The sequence below is a fragment of the Kribbella sp. NPDC002412 genome (assembly GCF_053592935.1).
Genome location: NZ_JBSFBL010000006.1, coordinates 159,562 through 182,997, shown reverse-complemented (window position 1 = coordinate 182,997; position 23,436 = coordinate 159,562). Strand labels below are relative to the sequence as shown.

The following is a 23,436-nucleotide window of genomic DNA, read 5'->3' as shown; positions in this document are numbered from 1 at the left end:
CATTCCGACAAGAGGATACGGCGCTCCGGATTTGGTGACTTGGACATCGACCGGTCAGAATAGGGGTGGAGAAGGGGAGTATTCCTTCGCGGCGGTATCGTCATCACGGTCAAGGGACTCGCTTCCCGCGCCCGGTGCCGCCGGCCAGGCTCGTCGAGCGAGTCTGGCGGAAGAGACCTTCGGAGTCCTGTTCCGTCTGCGCTCCGGAGGTTTCTTGTGCACGTTGCTGACTACGTTTGGTACATCACCGTCGGTGTGCTGCTGGCGTTGCTCGCGTTCGATGTCTTCATCATCGGGCGGCGCCCGCATGAACCGACGACCCGGGAGTCGGCGACCGCGATCGCGTTCTACGTCGGTCTGGCGATTGTCTTCGGCCTCGGGGTCTGGGTGTTCTCCGGTGGTCAGTACGCGGGAGAGTTCTTCGCCGGCTGGCTGACCGAGTACAGCCTCAGCGTCGACAACCTGTTCATCTTCCTGATCATCATGTCCAGGTTCGGCGTGCCCAGGAAGTACCAGCAGACCGCGCTGCTGGTCGGCATCATCCTGGCGCTGGTGTTCCGCGGCATCTTCATCGCGGTCGGCGCGGCCGCGATCAACCAGTTCTCCTGGATCTTCTACCTGTTCGGCGCGTTCCTGGTCTACACCGCCGTCCACCTGGCCATGCAGGGTGAGAACGACGACGACGACTACAAGGAGAACGCGGTCATCCGGTTCGCCAAGAAGCGGCTGAACGCGTCCGACGAGTACAACGGCGTCAAGCTGACGATCGTCAAGAACGGCAAGCGACTCGTCACCCCGATGGCGATCGTGATCATCGCGCTTGGCACCACCGACCTGCTGTTCGCGCTGGACTCGATCCCGGCGATCTACGGCCTCACCCAGGAGCCGTTCCTGGTCTTCACCGCGAACGTGTTCGCCCTGATGGGTCTGCGGCAGCTGTACTTCCTGCTCGGCGACCTGCTGAAGCGGCTGGTGTACCTGTCGATCGGCCTGTCCGTCGTGCTCGCCTTCATCGGCGTGAAGCTGGTCCTGCACGCGATGCACGTGAACGAGCTGCCGTTCATCAACGGCGGTCACCACATCGAGTGGGCCCCGGAGATCCCGATCTGGTTCTCGCTGGGCTTCATCATCATCACTCTGGGCATCACCACGGTCGCCAGCCTCCGCAAGTCCGCCAAGAACCCGCCGCACTGGCACACGGACTCAGACGGCGGCGGCGAGCTGGACGAGTCCACCCCGGTCGAGACCCCGAACGGCAAGACCGAGCCGGCGATCGACGACAAGACCAAGGCGGAACTGGACTCCATCCCGGAGCCCGAGCAGTCGGACGCCAAGAAGCGCTGAGCAAGAACACAGTTCGCCCCAGACCATCATTTGGTCTGGGGCGAACGTGTGTCTGCAGGTGCTACAGACGGGCGGCTGCGACCAGGGTGCCGCGGCGGTCGTCGGTGAGGGGTTCGTTTTCGAGGCGCTTGCCGGTTTCGGAGGCGTGGAGCATGCCTTCGGGGGAGACGAAGCCGACGTGGTGGACGGGCTTGCCGGGGCGAGCGAAGAAGTAGAGGTCGCCCGGTTGGGCTTCGGCGATCGGGATGTTCTCCAGCGTGTCCGCCTGGTCGTGGGCGTCGCGCGGGGTGCGAAGGCCGAGCACCCGGCTCACCGTGTGCACCAGACCGGAGCAGTCCAGCCCGTAGGCCGACGTACCGCCCCACAGGTACTCGAGCCCGAGGAACTGCGCCCCCAGCGCCAGCCGATCCTCGGCCGACCCTGCGCCGGACCGCAGTGCGCTGTCAGCCAGCCAGCCCGACCCACCATCCGGTGTCGCCACCCGCGTGTACCCGTCCGCATGCTCAACCGACGCAAGCACCGTGGCAAACGACAAGTCACCCAGGACCCGAGCATCACCCGCCGGCTCAGCGAGCAGAGCAGCAGTCGGTACTGCGATGGCGACCGGAGCCGACGCGGCCGACGGCAACTCGCCCAGGTGGCTCGACGGCACCCAGCCCGGGTACCCCAGCTCGTCCTGCGACGACGGCTGCCACGGCGCGACGATCTCCGACCACCCGTCCCGTTCCGACCGCACCAGCACAGGCTCGGCGAACAGCAGTTGGGTGAGCGTCCGGTCGTGCAGTCCGAGGCGGGTCTCGGTGTCCATCGACTTCGCCCAGGCAGCCACGTCGGGCTGGGCGGCGATCGCGGGGGCGTCGATGTCCCGGGGCGCGTCCGGTGCGGTCCACACCGTGCTGACCGGGACTTTGGCGGCGACTAGCTTCATGCGGTCAAGCCTGTCACGCCGAGTCCGGGAGCCGACGGCAGGTGGATCAGCGCGCCTTCGTACCGGATCCCGCCGGTCACCGGCGCCTCCCGAAGCCACCACGCCGCGTCCAGGTCGTTGACCGCCGACGTCGGGTACGCCGACACCAGCGCAGCCGCCGCGCCGACGCCGACCGGACCTTCCATCATCGACCCGACGATGGTCTGGATCCTGTGCTCCCGGGCCAGTTCCAGCAGCGTCCGGGCCGGCCCGAGCCCACCGCACTTTGCCAGCTTCACGTTCACCATGTCCGCGGCGCCGTGCCGGATCACGGCCACCAGGTCGCGGACGCCGTACACGGACTCGTCGGCGAGGATCGGTGTGCTGACCCGGTCCGTCACCCACGCCATCCCGTCGAGGTCGGCCGCGGGCACCGGCTGCTCGACAAGCTCGAGGTCGCAGCCGGCGTCCTCCATCGCGCGGATCGCGGTCACCGCGTCGCGCCGCGACCACCCCTGGTTGGCGTCGAGCCGGAGCGACGGGCCGGGACCGATCGCCGCACGGACCTGGCGGACCCGCTCGAAGTCGGCGCGCGCGTCGCCGGTGCCGACCTTGATCTTGAGCACCGTGAAGCCATCGGCAACGCGAGCTTGTGCGGCGGTGGCGAGCGCGTCGGCATCGCCGACCGACAGCGTGACGTCGGTGGCGACCGTGTCCACCGTCGAACCGAGGAAGTTGTGCAGCGACTGCCCGCGACGCCGGGCGGCCAGGTCGTGCAGAGCGACGTCGACCGCGCCCTTGGCGCCGAAGTTGCCGACGGCAGCGTTCTGCACCCGGCGCAGCGCCTCGGTCAGGTCGTCCGGCTCGAGCCCGTCCAGCGCGGCCGCGATCGGTCCCTCGACACACGCCTGTGCGCCGGCGAGCGACTCCCCGGTGACCTTCCAGACCTGCGGTGCCTCGCCCCAACCGCTGACCGAGCCGTCGCTGATCTCGACCAGCAGCGAGTCGGCGTGCGTCGCCGTACGCAGGGCCGTCACGAACGGGGTGTGCAGCGGCGCCGACACCAGGTGCGTGGAGAGCTTCATCGAACGGCCTCCAGGTCGTGCCGGTGGTTCCAGGCCTCCAGCGCGATCGAGGCGATCAGCTTCTGTGCGTCCGCATCGGGCAGGTCGGACGTCGTGCACACCACGAGCACGAACGGTTCCGCGTCCGGCGGGCGGACGATGCCGCCGTCGTGCCGGATCCGGGTATCCCAGCCGTTCTTGTGCTCGACCCGGGTCCCGGTCGGCAGCAGCGCGGGGATCTCGCCGTTCCACTGGTTGCCGGCCAGCAGGTCGCGCAGGTACGTGCCGGAGGCGCCGTCCTGATTGCCCACTGCAACCAGTACGGCGGCCAGCCCGGCCGGGCTCATCTCGTTGCTGATCCCGGCCCGGCGCGCCGGGATGTCATCGATCCCACGCCGGATCGCGCTCGGTCCCGGCCGCAGCTCGGCATCGGCTGCCTCGACGCCGGTCAACTCCAGTACCAGGTTCGTCGCGAGGTTGCTGGACAGCGTGATCATCTCGGTCGCGAGCCAGCCCAGCGGCACCTGCGTGCCCAGCTTGGTCCAGGTCGCGGGCGCGTCGTCCTCGTCCTGGCGCACGCCGAACCGCCCGCCGGCCGCGGACGCGAAGTCGTTGTGCACGGTCACCAGCTGGTCGAGCGCCAGCTCACCCGCCTCGACCTTGCGCATCATCGCCATCGCCACCGGCAGCTTCATCGTGCTGGCGGAGTAGTGCGTCCGCTCTGCCTCGTGCTCGAACACCGGTACGCCGTCCAGCCGGCCCAGCCACACCCCGAAGTCGCCGCTCCCGTCGACCTCCCGGAGCAGTTCCGCGATTCCCATGCCGCTCACCCTTCCACACAGCCGCCTGGCAGACTGCCGAGGGTGTCCAGAGCATTGGGTCTGATCCTCGGCTTCGCCGCCGACCGTGTGCTCGGCGATCCGCGCCGCTTCCACCCGGTGGCCGGCTTCGGCCAGGTCGCGACCCGCCTGGAGCGCCGCTGGTACGGCGACTCGCGCGCAGCCGGCGCGGCCTACACCAGCGCCCTCGTCGGTACGGCGCTCGCCGGCGGAGCGCTCGTGGAGCGGCTGACCCGGAACCGCCCGATCCTCCACACCCTGGTCACGGCTGCCGCGACCTGGACCGTGCTCGGCGCCCGCAGCCTGGACCGCGAGGCCGAGCACATGGCCGGCCTGCTCGAGGAGAAGGACATCCCGGCAGCGCGCTCCCGGTTGAGCCACCTGTGCGCGCGGGATGCGACCGACCTGGAGGCCGATGAGCTGGCCCGGGCGACCGTCGAGTCGCTCGCCGAGAACACCTCCGACGCCTGTGTCGCGCCACTGCTGTGGGGCGGTGTGCTCGGAGTGCCCGGCCTGCTCGGGTACCGCGCCGCGAACACGCTCGACGCGATGGTCGGCTACAAGTCGGCGAAGTACCTGAACTTCGGGTGGGCGGCTGCCCGGCTCGACGACGTACTCAATCTGCTGCCGGCGCGGGCGTGCGCCGTACTGACCGGATTCGCCGCCGGGCGGCTGCGCGAGGCGGTCGGAGTCTGGCGACGGGACGCGTCGAAGCATCCGAGTCCGAACGCCGGTCCGGTCGAGGCTGCGTTCGCCGGCGCGCTGGACCTGCAGCTCGGCGGGCGGAACAGCTACGGGGACTATCAGGAGGACCGTGGCACGCTGGGAGACGGACCCACGCCGACGGTCGCGGACGTCCGCCGTACGGCTGCCCTCGCGCGGCGCGTCGGCGTCGCGGCGGTGGGAGTGGCGGCGATGCTGGCCGGAATGAGCCGGCGGAGGGGGAGACGCGTTGGGTAAGGACCTGAGCCGGCGGCCGCGGCGGATTGCGCTGATCCGGCACGCCGAGTCCGAGGCGAACCTGGACAAGACGATCTTCGAGCGCGTCCCCGACCACGCCATCCCGCTGACGCAGCACGGCCACGAGCAGGCGATCCAGGCGGGGAAGCGGCTGCGGGAGCTGTTCGACAACGAACCGGTCCGGGTCTACGTCTCGCCGTACCTGCGGGCCTGCCAGACACTGGAGTCGCTCGGCATCGACGACCTGCTGGAGGTCGTCCGCGAGGAGCCGCGGCTGCGGGAGCAGGACTGGGCCAACTTCCAGGACACCGCGGACATCGAGCGGCAGCAGCAGCTCCGGGACTCGTACGGGCACTTCTACTACCGGTTCACCCACGGCGAGTCCGGCTCCGACGTGTACGACCGGGTGTCCACGTTCCTGGAGACGATGCACCGCGACTTCGAGACGCCGGACGCGCCGCGGAACGTGCTGCTGGTCTCGCACGGGCTGACCATGCGGCTGTTCTGCATGCGCTGGTTCCACTGGTCGGTCCGGTTCTTCGAGACGCTGCGCAACCCGGACAACGCCGAAACACGCGTCCTGCTGCGGCAGCCGGATTTCCGGTACAAGCTGGACCGGCCGTTCGAGCAGTGGACACCTTACGAACCGACGGAACGGGAGCGATCGGCATGGTTGTAGAGCAGACCCGGGAGGCGGTCCTCGAGCTGCTGGCGAGCCTCTCGCCGGCCCAGCTGGACAAGATCAGGGCAGCGTTCGACACGCCCGACCACAAGGACTGGACGTACCTGCCCGGCGACCGGCCCGGGCTGCCGCTGGCCGAGCTGAACCCGGCCCAGCAGCGGCTCGCGGAGCGGCTGATCGAGGTCGGCTGCAGCGAGCGCGGCGTGGCCGACTCGATGGCCGTGCTGGAGGCGGAGGTGATCCTGCGCGAGATCCCCGACCTGCCGCCGACGGGGGAGTGGGAAGGGTCCGTGCTGGGTCAGCGGTACTTCCTCCGCGTGCTCGGCGACCCGTCCGACACGGAGCCGTGGGCCTGGCGGCTGAACGGTCACCACCTGGCTCTGCACGTGACGCTGGTCGACGGCGCGATCGCGTTCACGCCGCAGTTCATCGGGTCGAACCCGGCCGAGGTGAGGTCCGGCCCGCAGGCGGGCCGGCGGTTCCTGGCCGCCGAGCAGGACCTGGGCTTCCAGCTCCTGCACGCCCTCGACTCCGGCCAGCGCGCGGTCGCCGTCGTCTCCGACGAGGCGCCCGACGACATCCTCACCCGGCACGACCCGGTCGCCGACGCGTCCCTGCTGCACCGCGGCCTCGCGTACGGCGAGATGACCGCCGAGCAGCGCCAGGTGTTCAGCCTCCTGATCGGCCAGTACGTCGGCCGCGCCGCCGGGCCGATCGGGTTGCAGACCTGGCAGGACATCACCGACCACGGCATCGAGCGCCTGACCTTCGCCTGGGCCGGCAAGACCGAACCGGGCGTAGGCAACCGGCACTACTACTCGATCGCCGGCCCGACCTTCCTCGCCGAGTACGACAACACCCAGGACAACGCCAACCACATCCACTCCGTCTGGCGCGACCTCCGCAACGACTGGGGCACCGACCTCCTCGCCGCCCACTACGCCACGCACCGCTGAGTAGGGGACCGCCAGACCATCACAACCGCCACCCAACGGCGGCTCCACGCTCAGCGGCGAGCGACTGGCGCAATTGTGATGGCCTGGCGCTCCGGCCCTCTCAAAGCCGTCGGCTAGAGTCGGCGACGTCAACCGACGGCATCAGCAGGAACCCGGTGTGAGTCCGGGACGGTCCCGCCACTGTGACCACCTCGCGTGGGAGTCAGGAACTGCCGCCGTCGAACCTCCGGACGGGGCGTGGACACCCCGAGGAAGGACTCGTGGCGCGTGCCCGCGAACCTGCTGCTGCTCTCCACCGCCGACACCGACCTGCTGGCTGCCTCTGAGGCGGACGCGGGCTGGAAGGTCGCGAACCCCGCCCGGCTCGACCTGGCCGAGCTCACCCCGCTGCTTGACTCCGCCGAGGTCGTGGTCGTCCGCCTGCTCGGCGGCCGCCGGGCCTGGGAGGAAGGGCTCGACGCGGTGATCGCGTCCGGCAAGCCGGCCGTGGTGGTCAGCGGCGAGGCCGCGCCCGACGCCGAGCTGATGTCGCTGTCGACCGTGCCCGCCGGTGCGGTCACCGAGGCGCTCGCCTACCTGCGCGAGGGCGGCGCCGGGAACCTCCGGAACCTGGCCGGCTTCCTCCGCGACACGATCTTGCTGACCGGCGACGAGTTCGACCCACCGCAGGCACTCCCGGCGTACGGCGTCCGCGGCACCTTCGTCGAGGACCAGCGGCCGGTCGTCGGCATCGTCTACTACCGCGCGCACGAGATCTCCGGAAACACCGCGTTCGTCGACGCACTGGCCGCGGCTGTGTCGAACGCGGGCGCGCAGCCGCTACCTGTGTACTGCGGCACCCTCCGCGGACTGGATCCGACCAGCGCCGAGAACGCCGGCCTCTTCGAGCTGCTGCGCAAGTGCGACGTTCTGGTCACCACTCTGCTCGCCGCCGGTGGATCCGTCGCGGCGGACGCGAGCGCAGGCGGCGCGGACGACGCCTGGGACGCCGGTGCGCTCGCGTCGCTCGACATCCCGCTGCTCCAGGGCCTCGCGCTGACCTCGACGCGCGAGCAGTGGGAGGCCAGCGACGCCGCGGTGAGCCCGCTGGACGCGGCGACCCAGGTGGCCATTCCGGAGTTCGACGGGCGGCTGATCACGATCCCGTTCTCGTTCAAGGCGTACGACGAGGACGGGCTCGCTCGTTACGCGCCCGACCCGGAGCGTTGCGACCGGCTGGCCGGGATCGCGGTCGCGCATGCCCGGCTCCGGCACGTCCCGGTCGCCGAGAAGCGGCTCGCTCTGGTGTTGTCGTCGTACCCGACGAAGCACGCGCGGATCGGGAACGCGGTCGGTCTGGACACTCCGGCGTCCGCAGTCGTGCTGCTCGGGCAGCTCGAGGCGGCCGGGTACGACCTCGGCGGGCTCGACCTGAGTGAGCTGCAGGGCGCGGACGGCGCCGACGGGCTGATCCACCGGCTGATCGCGGCCGGCGGGCACGACGTCGACTGGCTGACCGACGAACAGCTGGCGAACGCGGTGGCGAAGGTCCCGCTGTCGACGTACCAGCAGTGGTTCGGCCGGGTCCCGGAGTCGTTGCGTGAGGCAATGACCGAGGCCTGGGGAGCGCCGCCGGGGGAGTTGTACGTCACCCCGTCCGGTGAGATTGCGCTTGCGGCCTTGCGGTTCGGGAACGTCGTCCTGATGATCCAGCCGCCGCGTGGGTTCGGCGAGAACCCGGTGGCGATCTACCACGACCCGGACATGGCGCCGTCGCACCACTACCTGGCGGCGTACCGCTGGCTGGAGGCCTCGGTGGACGAGGGCGGCTTCGGTGCGCACGCCGTCGTACACCTGGGCAAGCACGGGACGCTGGAGTGGCTGCCGGGCAAGGGCATCGGGATGGCGGCCGACTGCGCGCCGGACGCCGTACTCGGGAACCTGCCGATGGTCTACCCGTTCATCGTCAACGACCCCGGCGAGGGGACACAGGCGAAGCGGCGGGCGCACGCCACCGTCGTCGACCACCTGGTGCCACCGATGGCCCGGGCCGAGACGTACGGCGACATGGCGAAGCTGGAGTACCTGCTCGACGAGTACGCGACTGTGCAGGCGCTGGACCCGGACAAGGTGCCGACGCTGCGGGCTCAGATCTGGACGCTGATCCAGGCGGCGCAGCTGCACCACGACCTGCACACGTCGGAGAAGCCTGAGGACGACGACTTCGATGAGTTCGTGCTGCACCTGGACGGCTACCTGTGCGAGATCAAGGACGTGCAGATCCGCGACGGGCTGCACGTGCTCGGCGGTGCGCCGGCCGGCGAGGCGCGGGTCAACCTGGTGCTCGCCGTGCTGCGCGCCCGGCAGCTGTGGGGTGGCTCCTACTCGATTCCGGGTCTGCGTACGGCGCTCGGCGACACCTTCGGCGTTTCCGAGGCCGACCTGCTGGCCGACCCCGGAAAGGCCGTTGACCTCGCCGACCTGGCGACGCTGGCCGATCTGCCCGCGGTGACCGGCGCGGACGGTGTCGACCTGCTGGAAGCGGTCGCCCGGAAGCTGGTCGTCGGGATGGAGACGCTGAGCTGGGACGCGGCGAAGGTCCCGGTGGTCGTCGCCGAGGTCATCGGCCGGTCGTCCGCCGGCGTCGAGGCCTCGCTGACCTTCGCCGCGACCGAGGTGGTGCCGCGACTCGCGAGAACCGGTGACGAGCTCGCCAACATCCTGCGCGCGCTGGACGGCCGCTTCGTCGAGGCCGGTCCGTCGGGATCGCCGACCCGCGGTCTGGTGAACGTGCTGCCGACCGGCCGCAACTTCTACGCCGTCGACCCGAAGGCGATCCCGAGCCGCAATGCCTGGGACGTCGGCGTTGCGCTTGCAGACTCGCTGCTGAACCGGCACCAGGCCGAGACAGGGGAGTGGCCGCGATCGGTCGGCCTGACGGTGTGGGGTACGTCGGCCATGCGCACCCAGGGCGACGACCTCGCCGAGGTGTTGTGGCTGCTCGGCTGCCGCCCGGTCTGGGACGACGCGTCCCGCCGGGTCACCGGTTTCGAGGTGGTCCCGCTCGACGAGCTCGGCCGCCCGCGGATCGACGTCACGGTCCGGATCTCCGGGTTCTTCCGGGACGCCTTCCCGCACGTCGTCGCGCTGCTGGACGAGGCGGTCCGCACGGTCGCCGCGCTGGACGAGCCGGCCGCGGACAACTATCTTCGCGCGCATGTGGACGCCGATGTTGCTGAAGGCAATGATCTGAGGTCGGCCACCGCACGGGTCTTCGGCTCCAAGCCCGGCTCGTACGGCGCCGGCCTGCTGCCTCTCGTGGACGCGCGGAACTGGCGCACCGACGCAGAGCTCGCCGAGGTGTACGCCGTCTGGGGCGGGTACGCCTACGGCAAGGACCTCGACGGCGCCGAGGCCCGCGGGTCGATGGAGCGTGCGTACGCGCGGATCCAGGTGGCGGCCAAGAACGCGGACACCCGCGAGCACGACATCATGGACTCCGACGACTACTTCCAGTACCACGGCGGCATGATCGCGATGGTCCGCCACCTCACCGGCGCGAACCCGAAGGCGTACGTCGGCGACTCCGCCGTACCGGCGCAGGTCAAGACGCGGACGCTCGAGGAGGAGACCAGGCGGGTCTTCCGGGCCCGGGTGGTGAACCCGCGCTGGATGGCGGCGATGCGGCGGCACGGGTACAAGGGCGCCTTCGAGATGGCCGCGACGGTCGACTACCTCTTCGGGTACGACGCGACCGCCGGCGTGGTCGACGACTGGATGTACGAGACGCTGACGACCGAGTACGTCGCCGACCCGGAGATGGCCGAGTTCTTCCGCAAGTCGAACCCGTGGGCCCGGCACGGGATCGCGGAGCGGCTGCTGGAGGCGGCCCAGCGCGGTCTGTGGTCGGAGCCGTCCGCCGAAGCCCTCGAAACGCTACGCAGCGCAGTCCTTGAGACGGAGGGTGACATCGAGGACCGCGGCTGATTGGGTAGAGGTATGGCGCCGGAGAACCTGAGAGTCCTGATCACCAACGACGACGGCTACCAGGCTCCGGGCATCCGGGCACTCGCTCCCGCGATCGCCGAGCTCGGGTACGACGTACTGGTCGTGGCGCCGCTGGACGACCAGAGCGGTGTCGGCTCGGCGCGTGCCGGGATGGTCGGCCGCCCGATCCGGACCGACTCGGAGACGGATGGCGGCATCACTTACCACGGCATCGACGGGACGCCGGCGCTCGCGGTGACGCTGGCGGCCGTCGGGGCGTTCGGCGCTGTTCCGGACCTGGTCGTGTCGGGGATCAACCGTGGCCACAACATCGGTGTGCCGATCTTCCACTCCGGCACCGTGGCGGCGGCCCTGACCGCAGCCGGGCAGGGGTTGTCGGCGGTTGCCGTGAGCATCGACTCCGAGGACCCCGCGCACTGGGGCACGGCGGGTGCGGTGGCTGCCGAGGCGCTGACCTGGATCGTGCCCGAGCCGGCCGGGACAGTGCTCACCATCAACGTGCCGGACCGTCCGCTCGACCAGTTGGCCGGCGTACAGCACGCATCGCTGGCGCCGATCAAGCGGTCCCGGATCACCGGTGCGACCGCGCCGACCGGCGAGCCGATGATCGAGCTCTCACCGCCGGCCGCGAATCCGGTCCCCGGCTCCGACGAGGCCCTCCTCGCCGCCGGGTACGTCGCGGTGACCCCGATCATCGGCATCCGCGAGGTCAAGGACGACGCGGCCGCCACCGCCCTGGCGAAGCGACTGTCCAGCTACCGATGAAGCTGTACGTCGCGGAGTACGGCCCGCCGGATGCTCCACCGCTCCTCTTCATCCACGGCCACGGCGGGGGCTATCACTACCAGCGCTGCCAGGGCGATCGGCTCGGGCTTCGGCTGATCGCTCCCGATCAGCGCGGTGTTCTCCACTCGGGTCCGTTGGGTCCCGACGAGCCGATCAACCTCGACGTACTCATCGCGGACTTCGAGGAACTGCGCGAAGACCTTGGCATCGAGCGATGGGCGATCCTCGGGCACTCGGCCGGCGGCAACTACGCGGTCGAGTACGCGATTCGGCATCAGTCCGCGGTCAGCGCGGTTGTCTTCGACTGCCCGTGCTGGGACTTCGACGCCAACGACCGCCACCGGCTGCCGATCTTCGCCCGCCTGTACGACGAGCTCGGCGACCACGAGCGCGCGGCCCGCTGCCGGGAGCTGGCAGCCGTCGATCGCCGGCTGACGGCGGACGACAAGACGTACGAACTGGCCTGGGGCCTCGGCGACCGCTTCCAGGACCTGTCGTTCCACGATCCGTCCCGGCGGGCGGAGTTCCACCGGATCGGGGAGTCGGCCGGCTTCACCGACGAGATGTGGGAACGCGGCAACAGCCACCTGGTGACGCTGCCCGAGCTCTACACCTCCAAGCTCGACCGCCTGGCTTCGATCACCCAGCCGACCCTCCTGATCGAGGGCGTCGACGACCTCGCCACCGACCCGGTCTCGGTCCAGGCCTACCGCGACAACGTCCCCACCGGCCACGTCGTCACCTTCGCCCGCTCCGGCCACTTCCCGCACTTCGAGGAACCGGAACGCTACGCCGACCTCGTGCGCTCGTTCGTCCTAGAGGAAGCCCAGTAGCTCCGCGTTGGACCGCACCGGCTGCCCTTCCGGCCCGCTGAGCATGTCCTCGAAGCCGACCCGTACGTCGTACCCACGCCCGACGGCCCACCGCAGCACCGGCCAAGCCCACTCGTTCTCCCCGTGCACCAGCACGTCCCCTGTCGGCAGGACATCCAGCACCGCCTGGGCCGCCTCGATGCCGTCGGCCCCTGGCGAGATCCCCGGAATCGCCTCCACCAGCACCCGAGTCACCGGCCCACCCCACGCCAGATACTTCTCCGCGGCCGCCGGTGTGAACAACCCAGCCTCAACCCCGATCCCCTTCCCCAGCAGGCACTCCGCAACGTCCTCGGCCCCCACCTCATGAAAGTTCACACTCGCAAAGTCGGGCCCCCGCTCCCACCGGGAGATCAACTCCAACCGCCGCGCAAGCTCAGGCTCGATCCCTTCCCGGGTAGACACCCCCACCGGCACGCCTGGACACCGCGCCTGCACCGCGTCGACCGCGCGCCGAACGTCCTCCCACCGCAAACTCTCCAGCCCATCACCCCCACGCGGATGAACATGCACCGCCCCCACCCCGCCCCGAACCACACCCTCCGCGTCCCACCCCAACTCCTCCGCACTCACCGGCACCCCAGGGTGATCCCCCTTCGACCGATCCCCGTTCAAACAACCCTTGATCAACACCATCCCAAGCTATAGCCGCGCGTTCGTGTTCAGTCAGCCGGTCGCCGCTGCTCGGCCAGCGCGGCGGCAGCCACCCGGGGCGGTTCGGCAGACCACCTTCGGCGGGATCGCGGTGTGGTCGATGAAGCGCGATAAGCGCAAGCAGGGTGGATGGGAGCGCGCGGAGCGGGCGCGAAAGAGGAGCGGCTGGGGGAGCGTGCGTGGGGAAGATCTCTTGGCTTGTCGCTGAGGGAGGCGGTGAGGTGTGCCATGATCGGGCGGACGGGTGTGGAGGAACACCGGTGACCGGCTTGGCCGGGAGTCCGGGGCGGTCCCGCCACTGTGACCGGGGTGACCCGGGAGCCAGGACATCTGCACGCCGTCCGCCGGTTCGCGATCTCCGCGGTACGGCGTACCAGCTGCCGTAGCGGGCGTGGACACCCGCTCGACGAAGGGACCCCGCCGATGCGGCCTGCAGTTCAGAGCTTCCCGTTCACAGCGGTCGTGGGGATGGAGGAACTGCAGCTCGCGCTGGTGCTGTCCGCGGTCTCCCCGGCGATCGGCGGCGTCCTGATCCGCGGCGAGAAGGGTACGGCGAAGTCGACCGCCGTCCGCGCGCTCACCGAGATCCTGCCACCGGTGGACGTCGTCCCGGGCTGCCGCTTCTCCTGCGACCCCGACCACCCCGAACCAACCTGCCCCGACGCCCCCCACCACGACGGACCGCAGCACGGTGAGCGTGCTGTTCGGCCGGCTCGGTTGGTTGAGTTGCCTGTTGGCGCGACCGAGGACCGGGTGCTCGGGTCGTTGCATCTCGGGCGTGCGTTGGCCGAGGGCGTCACGGCGTACGAGCCCGGTCTGCTCGCCGCCGCGCACCGCGGCCTCCTGTATGTCGACGAGGTCAACCTCCTGCACGACCACCTGGTCGACGTCCTGCTCGACGCCGCCGCGATGGGTCGCGCGACCGTCGAGCGCGACGGCGTGTCGGTCACGCACCCCGCGCGGTTCGTCCTGGTCGGCACCATGAACCCGGAGGAGGGCGAGCTCCGCCCGCAGCTCCTCGACCGCTTCGGCCTGACCGTCGACGTGGTCGCCAGCCGCGATCCCGCCGTACGCGTCGAGGTGATGCGCGCCCGGCTCGCGTACGAGGCCGACCCGGACGCCTTCATCGCGAAGTACGACGGGGCGCAGCGCGAGCTCGCGGAGCGCATCGTGAAGGCGCGCGCCCTGCTGTCCGAGGTGATCCTGACGGACTCGGCGCTGCGCCAGATCGCCGAGATCTGTGCGTCCTTCGACGTCGACGGGATGCGCGCCGACCTCGTCACCGCGCGTACGGCGGTCGCCCACGCCGCCTGGTCCGGCCGGACGGTCGTCGAGGTGGACGACGTACGCGCCGCCGCCAAGCTCGCACTGCCGCACCGCAAGCGCCGGAACCCCTTCGACGCACCCGGCCTCGACGACGAGCAGCTCGAAGAGGCAATCAGGAACAGCACGCCCCCACCGGATCCGGACGACGACCCGGACGGCGGACCGGACGACCCCGGCGGTCCCGGCGGCCGCCCGGATGGCGAGGACGGCCGGGATGGCGACGGTGGCCCCGACAGCCCGGGCGGCGTCGACTCGGAGAACGAGTCGAAGGGAGATCAGCCTGCAGCGGGTAAGTCAGGCCCGGCTCCGGCGGGTGAGGTCGTCGCGAGCTCGGAGCCGTACAAGGCCCGCCTGCTCAGCGTCCAGTCGCCCGGCGCGGGCGTCGCGGGCCGGCGGTCTCGGGCGATCACCGACGTGGGCCGCGTCGTGGGCGATCGCCCGCGGATCGGGCGCGAGTCCGGCAGACCGCACCTGCTGGCGACGATCCGCTCAGCCGCGCCGCACCAGCAGGTCAGAGGACGCACGGGCCGCGGTCTCCATGTCCAGCCGGCCGACGTGCGGCTGGCCGTGCGGGAAGGCCGTGAAGGCAACCTCGTCCTGTTCTGCGTCGACGCGTCCGGCTCGATGGGCAGCAAGAAGCGCATGGGTGAGGTGAAGACCGCGATCGTCTCCCTCCTGCTCGACGCCTACCAGCGTCGCGACACCGTCGGCCTCGTCACCTTCGCCGGCGCCACCGCCACGGTCGCGCTCCCTCCCACCGGCAGCGTCGAGACCGCCGTACGACGCCTCGACAGCCTGCCGACCGGTGGACGCACGCCACTCGCCGAGGGCTTGCTGCAAACAGCGGAGGTACTGCGAATCGCGGCCATCCGTGATCCCCGTCGCCGCCCACTGCTGGTGCTCGTCACCGACGGCCGCGCGACCCACGGCGACAACGCCTTCGCCCGCGCCAAGCAGGCCGCCGGCTGGGTCGCCCAGCAAGGAATCGCCGCCGTCGTCGTCGACTGCGAACCGCGCCGCGGCGTACGGCTCGGCCTGGCCGCCGAGCTGGCCGGCGACCTGTCCGCGGAGTACCTGGATCTCGGAGAAGTTGCCGCTGGCAACCTCATCCGCACGGTCACCGAACGGCGGGCAGCCTGATGCCGAAGGGACAGCCGACCGTCGTCCCGCAGGACGGCCTGACCACCCGGCAGCGCCGGAACCGGCCGCTGCTGATGGTGCACACCGGTGAGATGAAGGGGAAGTCCACGGCCGCCTTCGGGCTGGCGCTGCGCGGCTGGAACCAGGGCTGGAACATCGGCGTGTTCCAGTTCGTGAAGAGCGCGAAGTGGAAGGTCGGCGAGGAGAGCGCCTTCAAGGCCCTCGGCCAGGTGCACGAGACGACCGGCCAGGGTGGTCCGGTCGAGTGGCACAAGATGGGTGAGGGCTGGAGCTGGTCGCGCAAGGCCGGGTCCGAGGAGGACCATGCCGCCGACGCGCTCGAAGGCTGGCGGGAGATCCAGCGCCGGATCCAGGCCGAGACGCACGACCTGTACGTGCTGGACGAGTTCACCTACCCGATGAAGTGGGGCTGGGTGGACGTCGACGAGGTGGTCGACACCCTGGTCAACCGCCCCGGTCACCAGTACGTCGTCATCACCGGACGGAACGCCGACCAGCGGCTGCTCGATGCCGCCGACCTGGTCACCGAGATGACCAAGGTGAAGCACCCGATGGACGCCGGCCAGAAGGGCCAGAAGGGCATCGAGTGGTGATCCCACGGCTGGTGGTCGCCGCGCCCGCCTCGGGCGCGGGGAAGACGACGGTCGCGGTCGGCCTGATGGCGGCGCTGCGGCAGGCCGGGCACACGGTCGCGGGGTTCAAGGTCGGCCCTGACTACATCGACCCGGGATTCCACGCGGTCGCGACCGGACGTCCGGGGCGCAACCTCGACCCGATGCTGCAGGGGGAGGAGCGGGTCGCCCCGCTGTTCGCGCACGGTGCCGCGGGCGCCGACCTGGCCGTCGTGGAAGGCGTGATGGGGCTGTACGACGGTGCCCTCGGGACCGAGGGCTACGCGTCGACGGCGCACGTCTCGAAGTTGCTGAAGGCGCCTGTCGTCCTCGTCGTCGACGCCTCCGCCGCCGGTCGCAGTGTCGGTGCCGTCGTCAACGGTTTCGTTGCCTTCGACACCGAGGTGCGGATCGTCGGCGTGATCCTGAACAAGGTCGGGTCGGACCGCCATGAGGCCGAGGTCCGGGCCGGCGTCGCGCCGACCGGCGTACCGGTTCTCGGCGTACTGCGACGGGACACGCGGCTCACCGTGCCGAGTCGTCACCTCGGTCTGGTCCCGGCCGACGAGCAGCGCGAGCAGGCGTCCGCCGCCGTCGAGGCAGCCGCCGAGCTGGTCCGGCAAGGCGTCGATCTCGAAGCCTTCGTCACCGCCGCACGTGCCGCCGGCACCGAACAAACTGAGGCATGGGATCCGGCCGCCGAGGTCGCTCCAGCGGAGGCGGGAGCGGGGGCCGAGGCCGCAGCTCGGGCGGCGGCGGGGGCGGCAGCTAGAGCGGGGTCGGGAGCGGGAGCCAGGCGGGTGGGTGGGCGGCCGGTTGTTGCGGTTGCCGGGGGGCCGGTGTTCTCGTTCCGCTACACGGAGACGACCGAGCTGCTCGTTGCCGCGGGTGCCGAGGTCGTCACCTTCGACCCGCTGTCCGACCCGTTGCCCGAAGCAACGGCCGCGCTGTACCTCGGCGGCGGCTTCCCCGAACTGCACGCCGAGGCATTGTCCGCCAACGACAAGCTCCGCAGCCAGGTGGCGTCCGAGGTCGCGGCCGGCCTGCCGGTGATCGCCGAGTGCGCCGGCCTGCTGTACCTGTGCCGCGAGCTAGACGGCCATCCGATGACCGGCGTCCTCCCCGCGACCGGCCGGATGACCGGCAGCCTGACCCTCGGCTACCGTACGGCGATCGCCGCGACCACGACCGCGTTCTTCGACGAGGGCCGCCGCGTCCGCGGCCACGAGTTCCACCGGACCAGCATCGACGTCGACGGCAACGTGGATCCCGCGTGGCACCTCCCGGGCGGTGCCGAGGGCATCACCCGGACCCGACTCCACGCGTCGTACCTGCACCTGCACTGGACCGCGACGCCCGATGTCCCCGCCCGCCTGGTCGCAGCGGCCCGCATCCACGCCGGGCTGGCGAAATGAACCTCGTCGTAGGCATCGGCCTGCGGTCCGGTACGTCGTACCGCGAACTGCGGGACCTGGTCGATGCAGCACTGACTGCAGCAGGCGGGGGAGTCGTGCGGATGGTGGTCACCATCGACGGCCGCGAGACCGAACCAGGCCTACAACGACTGGCAGCCTCCCTCAACGCACCCCTGCACACAGCGTCCCCCGACGAGCTGGCCCGTCAGCCGGTTCCGACACCGAGCCAGCAAGTAGCGAGACTGAAAGGTACGCCGAGCGTCGCCGAGGCAGCCGTAGTCCTGACCGGCGCCGAGCTGGTGGTCACCAAGCGCCGCTCGATCAACGCCACCGCAGCGGTCGGCCGACTGCATGCTGCACCCGGCTATCCACCGACCGAGCGGGACGTGGTGCACCGCGTGCTGGCCGAGCGCCGCGACGTACGGCGCGGCTTCGTCGACAAGCCGATCGCGGACGACGTCCTGATGCGCGTGCTGGAGTCTGCACACCGGGCTCCGAGCGTGGGATTGAGCCAGCCGTGGGACTTCCTGCTGATCCGCGACATCGCCACCCGGCGCAAGGTGCACGACCTCGCCACCGCCCAGCGGGACGCGTTCGCCGCCTCTCTCCCGCCGGACCGGCGACAGGCGTTCGACGGCCTGAAGATCGAGGCAATCCTCGACACTCCGCTGAACATCGCGGTCACCTGCGACCCCGGCCGCGGCGGCAGGCACGTGCTGGGCCGCCACGCAGACCCGCAGACGACCTGGTTCTCAGCGGCCATCGCGATCCAGAACCTCTGGCTTGCCGCGCGTGCCGAGGGCCTCGGTGTCGGTTGGGTGTCGTTCTTCGAGCCCGGCGAGGTTGCGGCGGTGCTGGACCTGCCCGCTCACATCGAGCTCGTCGGCTACCTCTGCGTCGGGCATGTGGAGGAGTTCGCGCCTGCACCCGAGCTGGTGCGGTCCGGCTGGGCTGCCCGTCGTCCGCTCGCCTGGGCCGTCCACCATGAGGAGTGGGGTCGGCGCAGCTCGTCGCCAGAGGACGACGCCGCGCAGGCCAGTGCGGACACAGTGGCCGCCGTCGGCACCCAGCGGGTGCGCCTGGTCATCGACGGTGACCCTGCAGAGCATCTGGGTGCCCCTGACGTGCTCGTCGTACTGCTGGGACCAGACAGGCCCACTGCGGACTTCGGTGTGCTCTGGCGGCCGGCTCGGACACCGGTGGAGGCCGTAGAACTCGGTGTCGAGGTCGCGAGGGACCTGGCGCTGCAGGGGGTCGGGCAACTCGCCGTACAGGTAGTAGAAGAGTCCGAGCGCGCAGATGGCTTCGTCCGCGGGCTCCGGGCGGGTGCAAGAGCCTGCGGGGTGAAAGACTTCCAGGCATGACAGTTCCACCGCAGGGTCAAGCAGCCATGTACGTGCCCGCGTTCTCGATGAAGCAGCGGATCACGATGATGGCGAACAAGTACGAGCTGATCGCCACCAATCCGGACGGCTCGGACGGGCAGCTGCTGGCGTTCGCGCAGCAGAAGCGGATGGCCTTCAAGGAGCAGGTCACCTTCTACAGCGACGACACCAAGACGCAGCCGGTGTTCTCGTTCAAGGCGCGCAAGGCGATCGACCTGGGCTCCGGGTACGACGTCCTCGACGCGAACGGCCGGCCGATCGGCTGGTTCAAGAAGGAGTTCGGCAAGAGCCTGCTGCGGTCGAGCTGGCAGCTGGCCACGGCCGGCCTGGAGGCGGACGGCACCGAGCGCAACCAGACCATCGCGATCGTGCGCCGGGTCTGGGAGTTCGTCCCGTTCGTCGGCGAGATCCCGCTGCCGTTCATCTTCCACTTCGACTACACCGACCGCGCGACCGGCCAGCTGGTGCTCTCGGTCGAGCGCAAGGTCTCGGTACGTGACCGCTACCGGATCAGCGTGCAGGACCCGCGCCTGGACTTCCGGGTCGCCGCCGCGATGACGGTGGCGCTGGACGCGCTCCAGAGCCGCTGACATCAACCCAGCGCAGTACGCCGTACGCCCGGCGTACTGCGCTCGTCGTATCCGGCCCTCACTCTTTTGGGGGAACAGCCCCTGAGACCACTTGGTTCCACGTTGTCACGGTGCGAGTCTTGAGACATGGGGATAGCGCAACGCGGTCGACGGTGGTTCGTACCGGTCACGGCAGTCGCGGTGGTCGCGGGGGTGGGCACGCTCGGTCCGGTGGTTGCGGACGCGTCACCCAACCTGCCCGACATCACCGCGCAGGAGCTTCTGACCAAGGTTCAGACCGCCAAGGTCGACGGCCTGAGCGGGACCGTCCGATCGGCGGCGGACCTCGGCCTGCCGGCGCTGCCCGGCGTCGAGGGCGGTAACCAGGTCCCCGACCTGCTGAGCGGTGAGCACACCGCCCGGGTCGCCTTCGCAAGCCCGAACAAGGCCCGCGTCTCGGTGCTCGACAACATGGCCGAGCGGGTCTGGACGACCGACGGCAAGACGGCCTGGGCCTATGACTCCTCCGAGCGCGAGGCGGTCAAGCTGACGCTGCCGGAGCGCGCCCAGCAGCCGAAGAAGGCGCCGGTCCGGCCGGAGTCCTACGACCCGTCCGCGGTCGCCAAGCAGTTCCTGGACGCGATCGACCCGACCACCAAGGTCGAGGTGAGCGGGACCCAGGAGGTCGCCGGCCGGGACGCCTACAAGCTGCGCCTGCTGCCGAAGACCGACAAGTCCACGGTCGGCTCGGTCACGCTGGCGATCGACGCGAAGAACTGGGTGCCGCTCGAGGTGACCGTGATGCCGAAGACCGGGGACGACCCGGCGGTGCAGCTCGGCTTCTCCTCGGTGTCGTTCGACGTGCCCTCGGCGAGCACCTTCACCTTCACCCCGCCGAAGGGTGTCAAGGTGAAGGAGGAGAAGGTTCCGGCCTGGAAGGCCCCGAAGGCGGGCGAGCCCAAGCGGCAGGCTCCGAGCGCCGGCGACAAGCCGACGGTGATCGGCGAGGGCTGGGAGAGCGTGGTCGCCGTCCGTGACGTCGACATCGACCGCTCCGGCCCGGTCGGCCAGCTGCTCGCGAACGCCCGCACGGTCGAAGGTTCCTGGGGCACGGGCAAGATCCTGACCAGCAAGATGGTCAACGCGCTGATCACCGACGACGGCCGCGTCCTGGTCGGCCTGGTCAGCCCGGACACGCTGGTCGCCGCCGCACCGAAGGCTCCACGCTAGCCGTGACAGGTCCCGCCTCGTCACCACCGGTGGTGACCAAGGGGCTGACCAAGCGGTTCCGGGGTGGGCAGGTCGCGGTCGACGCGATCGACCTCGAGGTGCCCGCCGGGAGTGTGTTCGGGTTCCTGGGGCCGAACGGGTCCGGGAAGACGACGACGATCCGGATGCTGCTCGGGCTGATCGCTCCGACGGCGGGCTCGGTCGAGCTGCTGGGCGAGTCGATGCCGAAGGCCCAGCTGCGGGTGCTGCCCCGGGTCGGAGCGCTGGTCGAAGGACCGGCGTTCTACCCGTTCTGGAGCGGGCAGGCGAATCTGCTCCGGTTCGACGCGGCCGATCGGACCGCCGACCCGACGACGCGCAAGGCGCGGGCCGGCCTGGCGCTGGAGCGCGTCGGGCTGTCCAACGCGGCGAACAAGAAGGTGCGCGCCTACTCGCTCGGCATGCGGCAGCGCCTGGCGATCGCGGTCGCGCTGATGCAGCGCCGCGAGCTGCTGGTCCTCGACGAGCCGACCAACGGCCTCGACCCGCAGGGCACCCGCGAGGTCCGGCACCTGATCCAGGAGCTCGCGAGCGACGGCACCACGATCTTCACCTCGACCCACCTGCTGGCCGAGGTCGAGCAGGTCTGCACCCATGCCGCCGTGATGTCCCGCGGCCGAATCGTCCGCCAGTCCACGGTCGCCGACCTGCGCGCCGAGCTGCGGCCCCGGCTGGTGGTCCGAACACCGGACCTCGGCCAGGCCGCCGAGACGCTGAAGAGCCTCGGTGTCACCGACCTGAAGACCACCGCCGAGACCGTCGAAGGTGACGCCGGTGAGCTGCCGATCGAGAAGTTCGCCGCCGCGCTGGTCGCCGCCGACGTCCGCATCCACGGCTTCGGCCTGGAACGCCCCAGCCTCGAGGACGCGTTCGTGGCACTGACCGGGGAGGGCTTCGATGTCGCCGAGTGAGACCGCGCCGTCGAGCCGGGACGCCGGTGGCACGGCCGTCGCCGAGACGGTGAACGTCGGCCGGCCCGGCGCCGGGCGGCACACGCTCGCGCTGTTCCGGTCCGAGCTCCACCTCGTCTTCGGGCGCGCCCGGACCTGGGTGCTGCTCGCCGTCCTGGCCGCGGTCCCGGTGATGATCGGGGTCGCGATCAAGCTGTCCGGCTCGGAGGGCGGCGCCGAGGGCTTCATCGGCCAGGTCGCCGGCAACGGGTTCTTCCTGATCGTGGCGAGCCTCGCGGTCTCACTGCCGTTCTTCCTGCCGACCGCCATCACGGTGGTGTCGGGGGAGTCGCTGGCGGGTGAGGCGAGCCTCGGCACGTTCCGCAACCTGCTGACGGCGCCGGCCGGCCGGTCCCGGCTGCTCGCGGCGAAGATGGTCGCACTCGCCGTGTTCTGCCTGGCCGCGACCCTGGTCATCTGGCTGTCCGGCCTGATCGCGGGCGTGGTGCTGTTCCCGGTCGGCGACGTCCTGCTGCTGTCCGGGACGACGGTCTCACTCGGCGACGGCCTGATCCGCGCGCTCGGCATCGCCGTACTGATCGGGCTGTCGATGCTCGGGCTGGCCGGGATCGGGTTGTTCGTCTCGTCGCTGACGTCGACCCCGCTGGCGGCGATGGCGGCCACGTTCGGCGCGTTCATCGTCTGCGGGATCCTCAGCGCGATTCCGCAGATCGACGTGATCCACCCGTGGCTGCTGATGTACGGCTGGCCGTCGTTCGCCGACCTGCTGCGCGACCCGCCGTACTGGGGCGCGATCGGGCGCAACCTGCTCCTGCAGGGCGCCTACCTGGTGGTCTTCTACGCGGCCGCCTGGGCCCGCATCACCAGCCGCGACATCAACGGCTGAGACAATGGGGCGGTGGATGCCGACCTGGTCACCGTGCTGCGCTGTCCCGTCTGCAGTGACGCGCTGGCGCTGACCGGGCGTACGGCGAGGTGCCCGCGCGGCCACGCGTACGACCTGGCCAAGCAGGGCTACCTCAATCTGTTGCCGTCGGCATCGACTGGGATCGACGGCGACTCGGCCGCGATGGTCGGCGCCCGCACGGTGTTCCTCGGCGGCGGCCACTACGCGCCGATCCGGGACGCGTTGATCCTGGCCGCGGCCGGCATGGGGGAGGACGACCTGCTGGTCGAGGTCGGCGCCGGCACCGCCTACTACCTGTCCGGCGTCCTCGGCACCGCACCCGGCCGCCGTGGGATCGCCCTGGACGTCTCCAGGTACGCCGCGCGCCGGGCAGCCAAGGTGGACCCGCGGATCGGGTCCGTGGTGTGCGACGCGTGGCAGGAGCTGCCGCTGCTCGACGACTCGGCGCAGCTGATGCTGAACGTGTTCGCCCCGCGCAACGCGGCTGAAATGGCCCGCGTACTCGCGCCCGGCGGCACGCTGCTCGTGGTCACGCCGAACCAGGAGCACCTGGCCGAGCTGGTCGGCGTACTCGGGCTGGTGAAGGTCGATCAGGAGAAGGAACGCCGGCTGCAGGAGTCACTGGCCGGGAAGTTCGAGCAGACCGGCACTGAGCTGGTCGAGTCGGTGATGCAGCTCGACCGGACCGCGATCGAGCAGTTGGTGATGATGACACCGAGCGCGCGGCACCTGAACCATCACGAGCTCGCGGCGCAGATAGCCGTACTCCCGGGGCCGGCGGTCGTCACGCTGTCGGTCACGCTGTCCACCTGGCGAGTCGCCTGAGTGATG

20 protein-coding genes and 2 riboswitches are annotated in these 23,436 nt (G+C 70.5%); of the genes, 16 read left to right on the top strand and 4 right to left on the bottom strand.

The genetic code is table 11. The features are described 5' to 3' along the window. Positions 1-216: 216 nt before the first annotated feature. Complete coding sequence (locus ACWCOV_RS07365) at positions 217-1,344, top strand: TerC family protein (RefSeq protein ID WP_449828371.1); 1,128 nt, start codon at positions 217-219, stop codon at positions 1,342-1,344. 61 nt (positions 1,345-1,405) lie between these two features. Here the strand turns inward: ACWCOV_RS07365 and ACWCOV_RS07360 are convergent, their stop codons facing one another. Genes ACWCOV_RS07360 through ACWCOV_RS07350 form a run of 3 tightly spaced genes read right to left on the bottom strand, consistent with a single transcriptional unit; the run spans position 1,406 to position 4,136 of the window. After that, positions 1,406-2,272, bottom strand: coding sequence for a C40 family peptidase (locus ACWCOV_RS07360; RefSeq protein WP_449828370.1), 867 nt, complete (start codon positions 2,270-2,272; stop codon positions 1,406-1,408). Then, the gene (locus tag ACWCOV_RS07355) at positions 2,269-3,336 is read right to left on the bottom strand and encodes a mandelate racemase/muconate lactonizing enzyme family protein (RefSeq protein WP_449828369.1); all 1,068 of its coding nucleotides are present in this window, start codon (positions 3,334-3,336) and stop codon (positions 2,269-2,271) included. The genes ACWCOV_RS07360 and ACWCOV_RS07355 overlap by 4 nt, the downstream gene beginning before the upstream one ends. Continuing rightward, positions 3,333-4,136, bottom strand: coding sequence for a serine hydrolase (locus ACWCOV_RS07350; RefSeq protein ID WP_449828368.1), 804 nt, complete (start codon positions 4,134-4,136; stop codon positions 3,333-3,335). Before ACWCOV_RS07350 ends, ACWCOV_RS07355 begins: the two co-directional genes overlap by 4 nt. A 42-nt stretch (positions 4,137-4,178) precedes the next feature. Here ACWCOV_RS07350 and ACWCOV_RS07345 point away from each other — a divergent pair, with 42 nt between their 5' ends. The 6 genes from ACWCOV_RS07345 to ACWCOV_RS07320 all read left to right on the top strand — a co-directional run bounded on the left by ACWCOV_RS07345 (position 4,179) and on the right by ACWCOV_RS07320 (position 12,358). Continuing rightward, the gene (locus ACWCOV_RS07345) at positions 4,179-5,114 is read left to right on the top strand and encodes a cobalamin biosynthesis protein (protein WP_449828367.1); all 936 of its coding nucleotides are present in this window, start codon (positions 4,179-4,181) and stop codon (positions 5,112-5,114) included. Next, positions 5,107-5,793: a histidine phosphatase family protein gene (locus ACWCOV_RS07340; protein ID WP_449828366.1), complete on the top strand. Its 687-nt coding sequence runs from the start codon at positions 5,107-5,109 to the stop codon at positions 5,791-5,793. The genes ACWCOV_RS07345 and ACWCOV_RS07340 overlap by 8 nt, the downstream gene beginning before the upstream one ends. Next, a complete protein-coding gene (locus ACWCOV_RS07335) occupies positions 5,784-6,752 on the top strand; it encodes a DUF3500 domain-containing protein (protein ID WP_449828365.1) in 969 nt (322 codons plus the stop codon). The genes ACWCOV_RS07340 and ACWCOV_RS07335 overlap by 10 nt, the downstream gene beginning before the upstream one ends. A gap of 103 nt (positions 6,753-6,855) precedes the next feature. After that, positions 6,856-6,983, top strand: a riboswitch (cobalamin riboswitch). Positions 6,984-7,019: 36 nt separating this feature from the next. Beyond that, a complete protein-coding gene (gene cobN / locus ACWCOV_RS07330; protein WP_449828364.1) occupies positions 7,020-10,718 on the top strand; it encodes a cobaltochelatase subunit CobN in 3,699 nt (1,232 codons plus the stop codon). Between the two features lie 12 nt (positions 10,719-10,730). After that, positions 10,731-11,504, top strand: a complete 774-nt coding sequence (gene surE, locus ACWCOV_RS07325; RefSeq protein WP_449828363.1) for a 5'/3'-nucleotidase SurE — start codon at positions 10,731-10,733, stop codon at positions 11,502-11,504. Next, complete coding sequence (locus ACWCOV_RS07320; RefSeq protein WP_449828362.1) at positions 11,501-12,358, top strand: alpha/beta fold hydrolase; 858 nt, start codon at positions 11,501-11,503, stop codon at positions 12,356-12,358. Before surE ends, ACWCOV_RS07320 begins: the two co-directional genes overlap by 4 nt. On the opposite strand, the gene ACWCOV_RS07315 is transcribed toward ACWCOV_RS07320, so the two are convergent. Beyond that, positions 12,341-13,033 (bottom strand): 3-keto-5-aminohexanoate cleavage protein, encoded by a 693-nt coding sequence (locus ACWCOV_RS07315; protein ID WP_449828361.1) that lies wholly within the window; start codon positions 13,031-13,033, stop codon positions 12,341-12,343. The genes ACWCOV_RS07320 and ACWCOV_RS07315 overlap by 18 nt on opposite strands. A 245-nt stretch (positions 13,034-13,278) precedes the next feature. Next, a riboswitch (cobalamin riboswitch) is annotated at positions 13,279-13,404 on the top strand. Positions 13,405-13,474: 70 nt separating this feature from the next. Between ACWCOV_RS07315 and ACWCOV_RS07310 the strand changes: the two genes are divergently transcribed. From ACWCOV_RS07310 to ACWCOV_RS07270, 9 genes are all read left to right on the top strand, one after another. Further along, complete coding sequence (locus tag ACWCOV_RS07310) at positions 13,475-15,517, top strand: putative cobaltochelatase (RefSeq protein WP_449828360.1); 2,043 nt, start codon at positions 13,475-13,477, stop codon at positions 15,515-15,517. Further along, positions 15,517-16,131 (top strand): cob(I)yrinic acid a,c-diamide adenosyltransferase, encoded by a 615-nt coding sequence (gene cobO / locus ACWCOV_RS07305; protein ID WP_449828359.1) that lies wholly within the window; start codon positions 15,517-15,519, stop codon positions 16,129-16,131. The genes ACWCOV_RS07310 and cobO overlap by 1 nt, the downstream gene beginning before the upstream one ends. Further along, complete coding sequence (locus tag ACWCOV_RS07300; protein WP_449828358.1) at positions 16,125-17,564, top strand: cobyrinate a,c-diamide synthase; 1,440 nt, start codon at positions 16,125-16,127, stop codon at positions 17,562-17,564. Before cobO ends, ACWCOV_RS07300 begins: the two co-directional genes overlap by 7 nt. Continuing rightward, on the top strand, positions 17,561-18,928 hold the full coding sequence (gene bluB / locus ACWCOV_RS07295) for a 5,6-dimethylbenzimidazole synthase (RefSeq protein WP_449828357.1): 1,368 nt from the start codon (positions 17,561-17,563) through the stop codon (positions 18,926-18,928). Before ACWCOV_RS07300 ends, bluB begins: the two co-directional genes overlap by 4 nt. Continuing rightward, positions 18,925-19,539, top strand: a complete 615-nt coding sequence (locus ACWCOV_RS07290; protein WP_449828356.1) for a hypothetical protein — start codon at positions 18,925-18,927, stop codon at positions 19,537-19,539. The genes bluB and ACWCOV_RS07290 overlap by 4 nt, the downstream gene beginning before the upstream one ends. 126 nt (positions 19,540-19,665) lie before the next feature. Continuing rightward, positions 19,666-20,748 carry a LolA family protein gene (locus ACWCOV_RS07285; protein ID WP_449828355.1) on the top strand — a complete coding sequence of 361 codons (1,083 nt, stop codon included), beginning with the start codon at positions 19,666-19,668 and terminating at the stop codon, positions 20,746-20,748. Between the two features lie 2 nt (positions 20,749-20,750). Continuing rightward, positions 20,751-21,698, top strand: a complete 948-nt coding sequence (locus ACWCOV_RS07280; RefSeq protein ID WP_449828354.1) for an ATP-binding cassette domain-containing protein — start codon at positions 20,751-20,753, stop codon at positions 21,696-21,698. Beyond that, on the top strand, positions 21,685-22,584 hold the full coding sequence (locus tag ACWCOV_RS07275) for an ABC transporter permease (RefSeq protein WP_449828353.1): 900 nt from the start codon (positions 21,685-21,687) through the stop codon (positions 22,582-22,584). Before ACWCOV_RS07280 ends, ACWCOV_RS07275 begins: the two co-directional genes overlap by 14 nt. A 12-nt stretch (positions 22,585-22,596) precedes the next feature. Then, positions 22,597-23,430 (top strand): putative RNA methyltransferase, encoded by an 834-nt coding sequence (locus tag ACWCOV_RS07270; RefSeq protein WP_449828352.1) that lies wholly within the window; start codon positions 22,597-22,599, stop codon positions 23,428-23,430. Positions 23,431-23,436 lie beyond the last annotated feature (6 nt).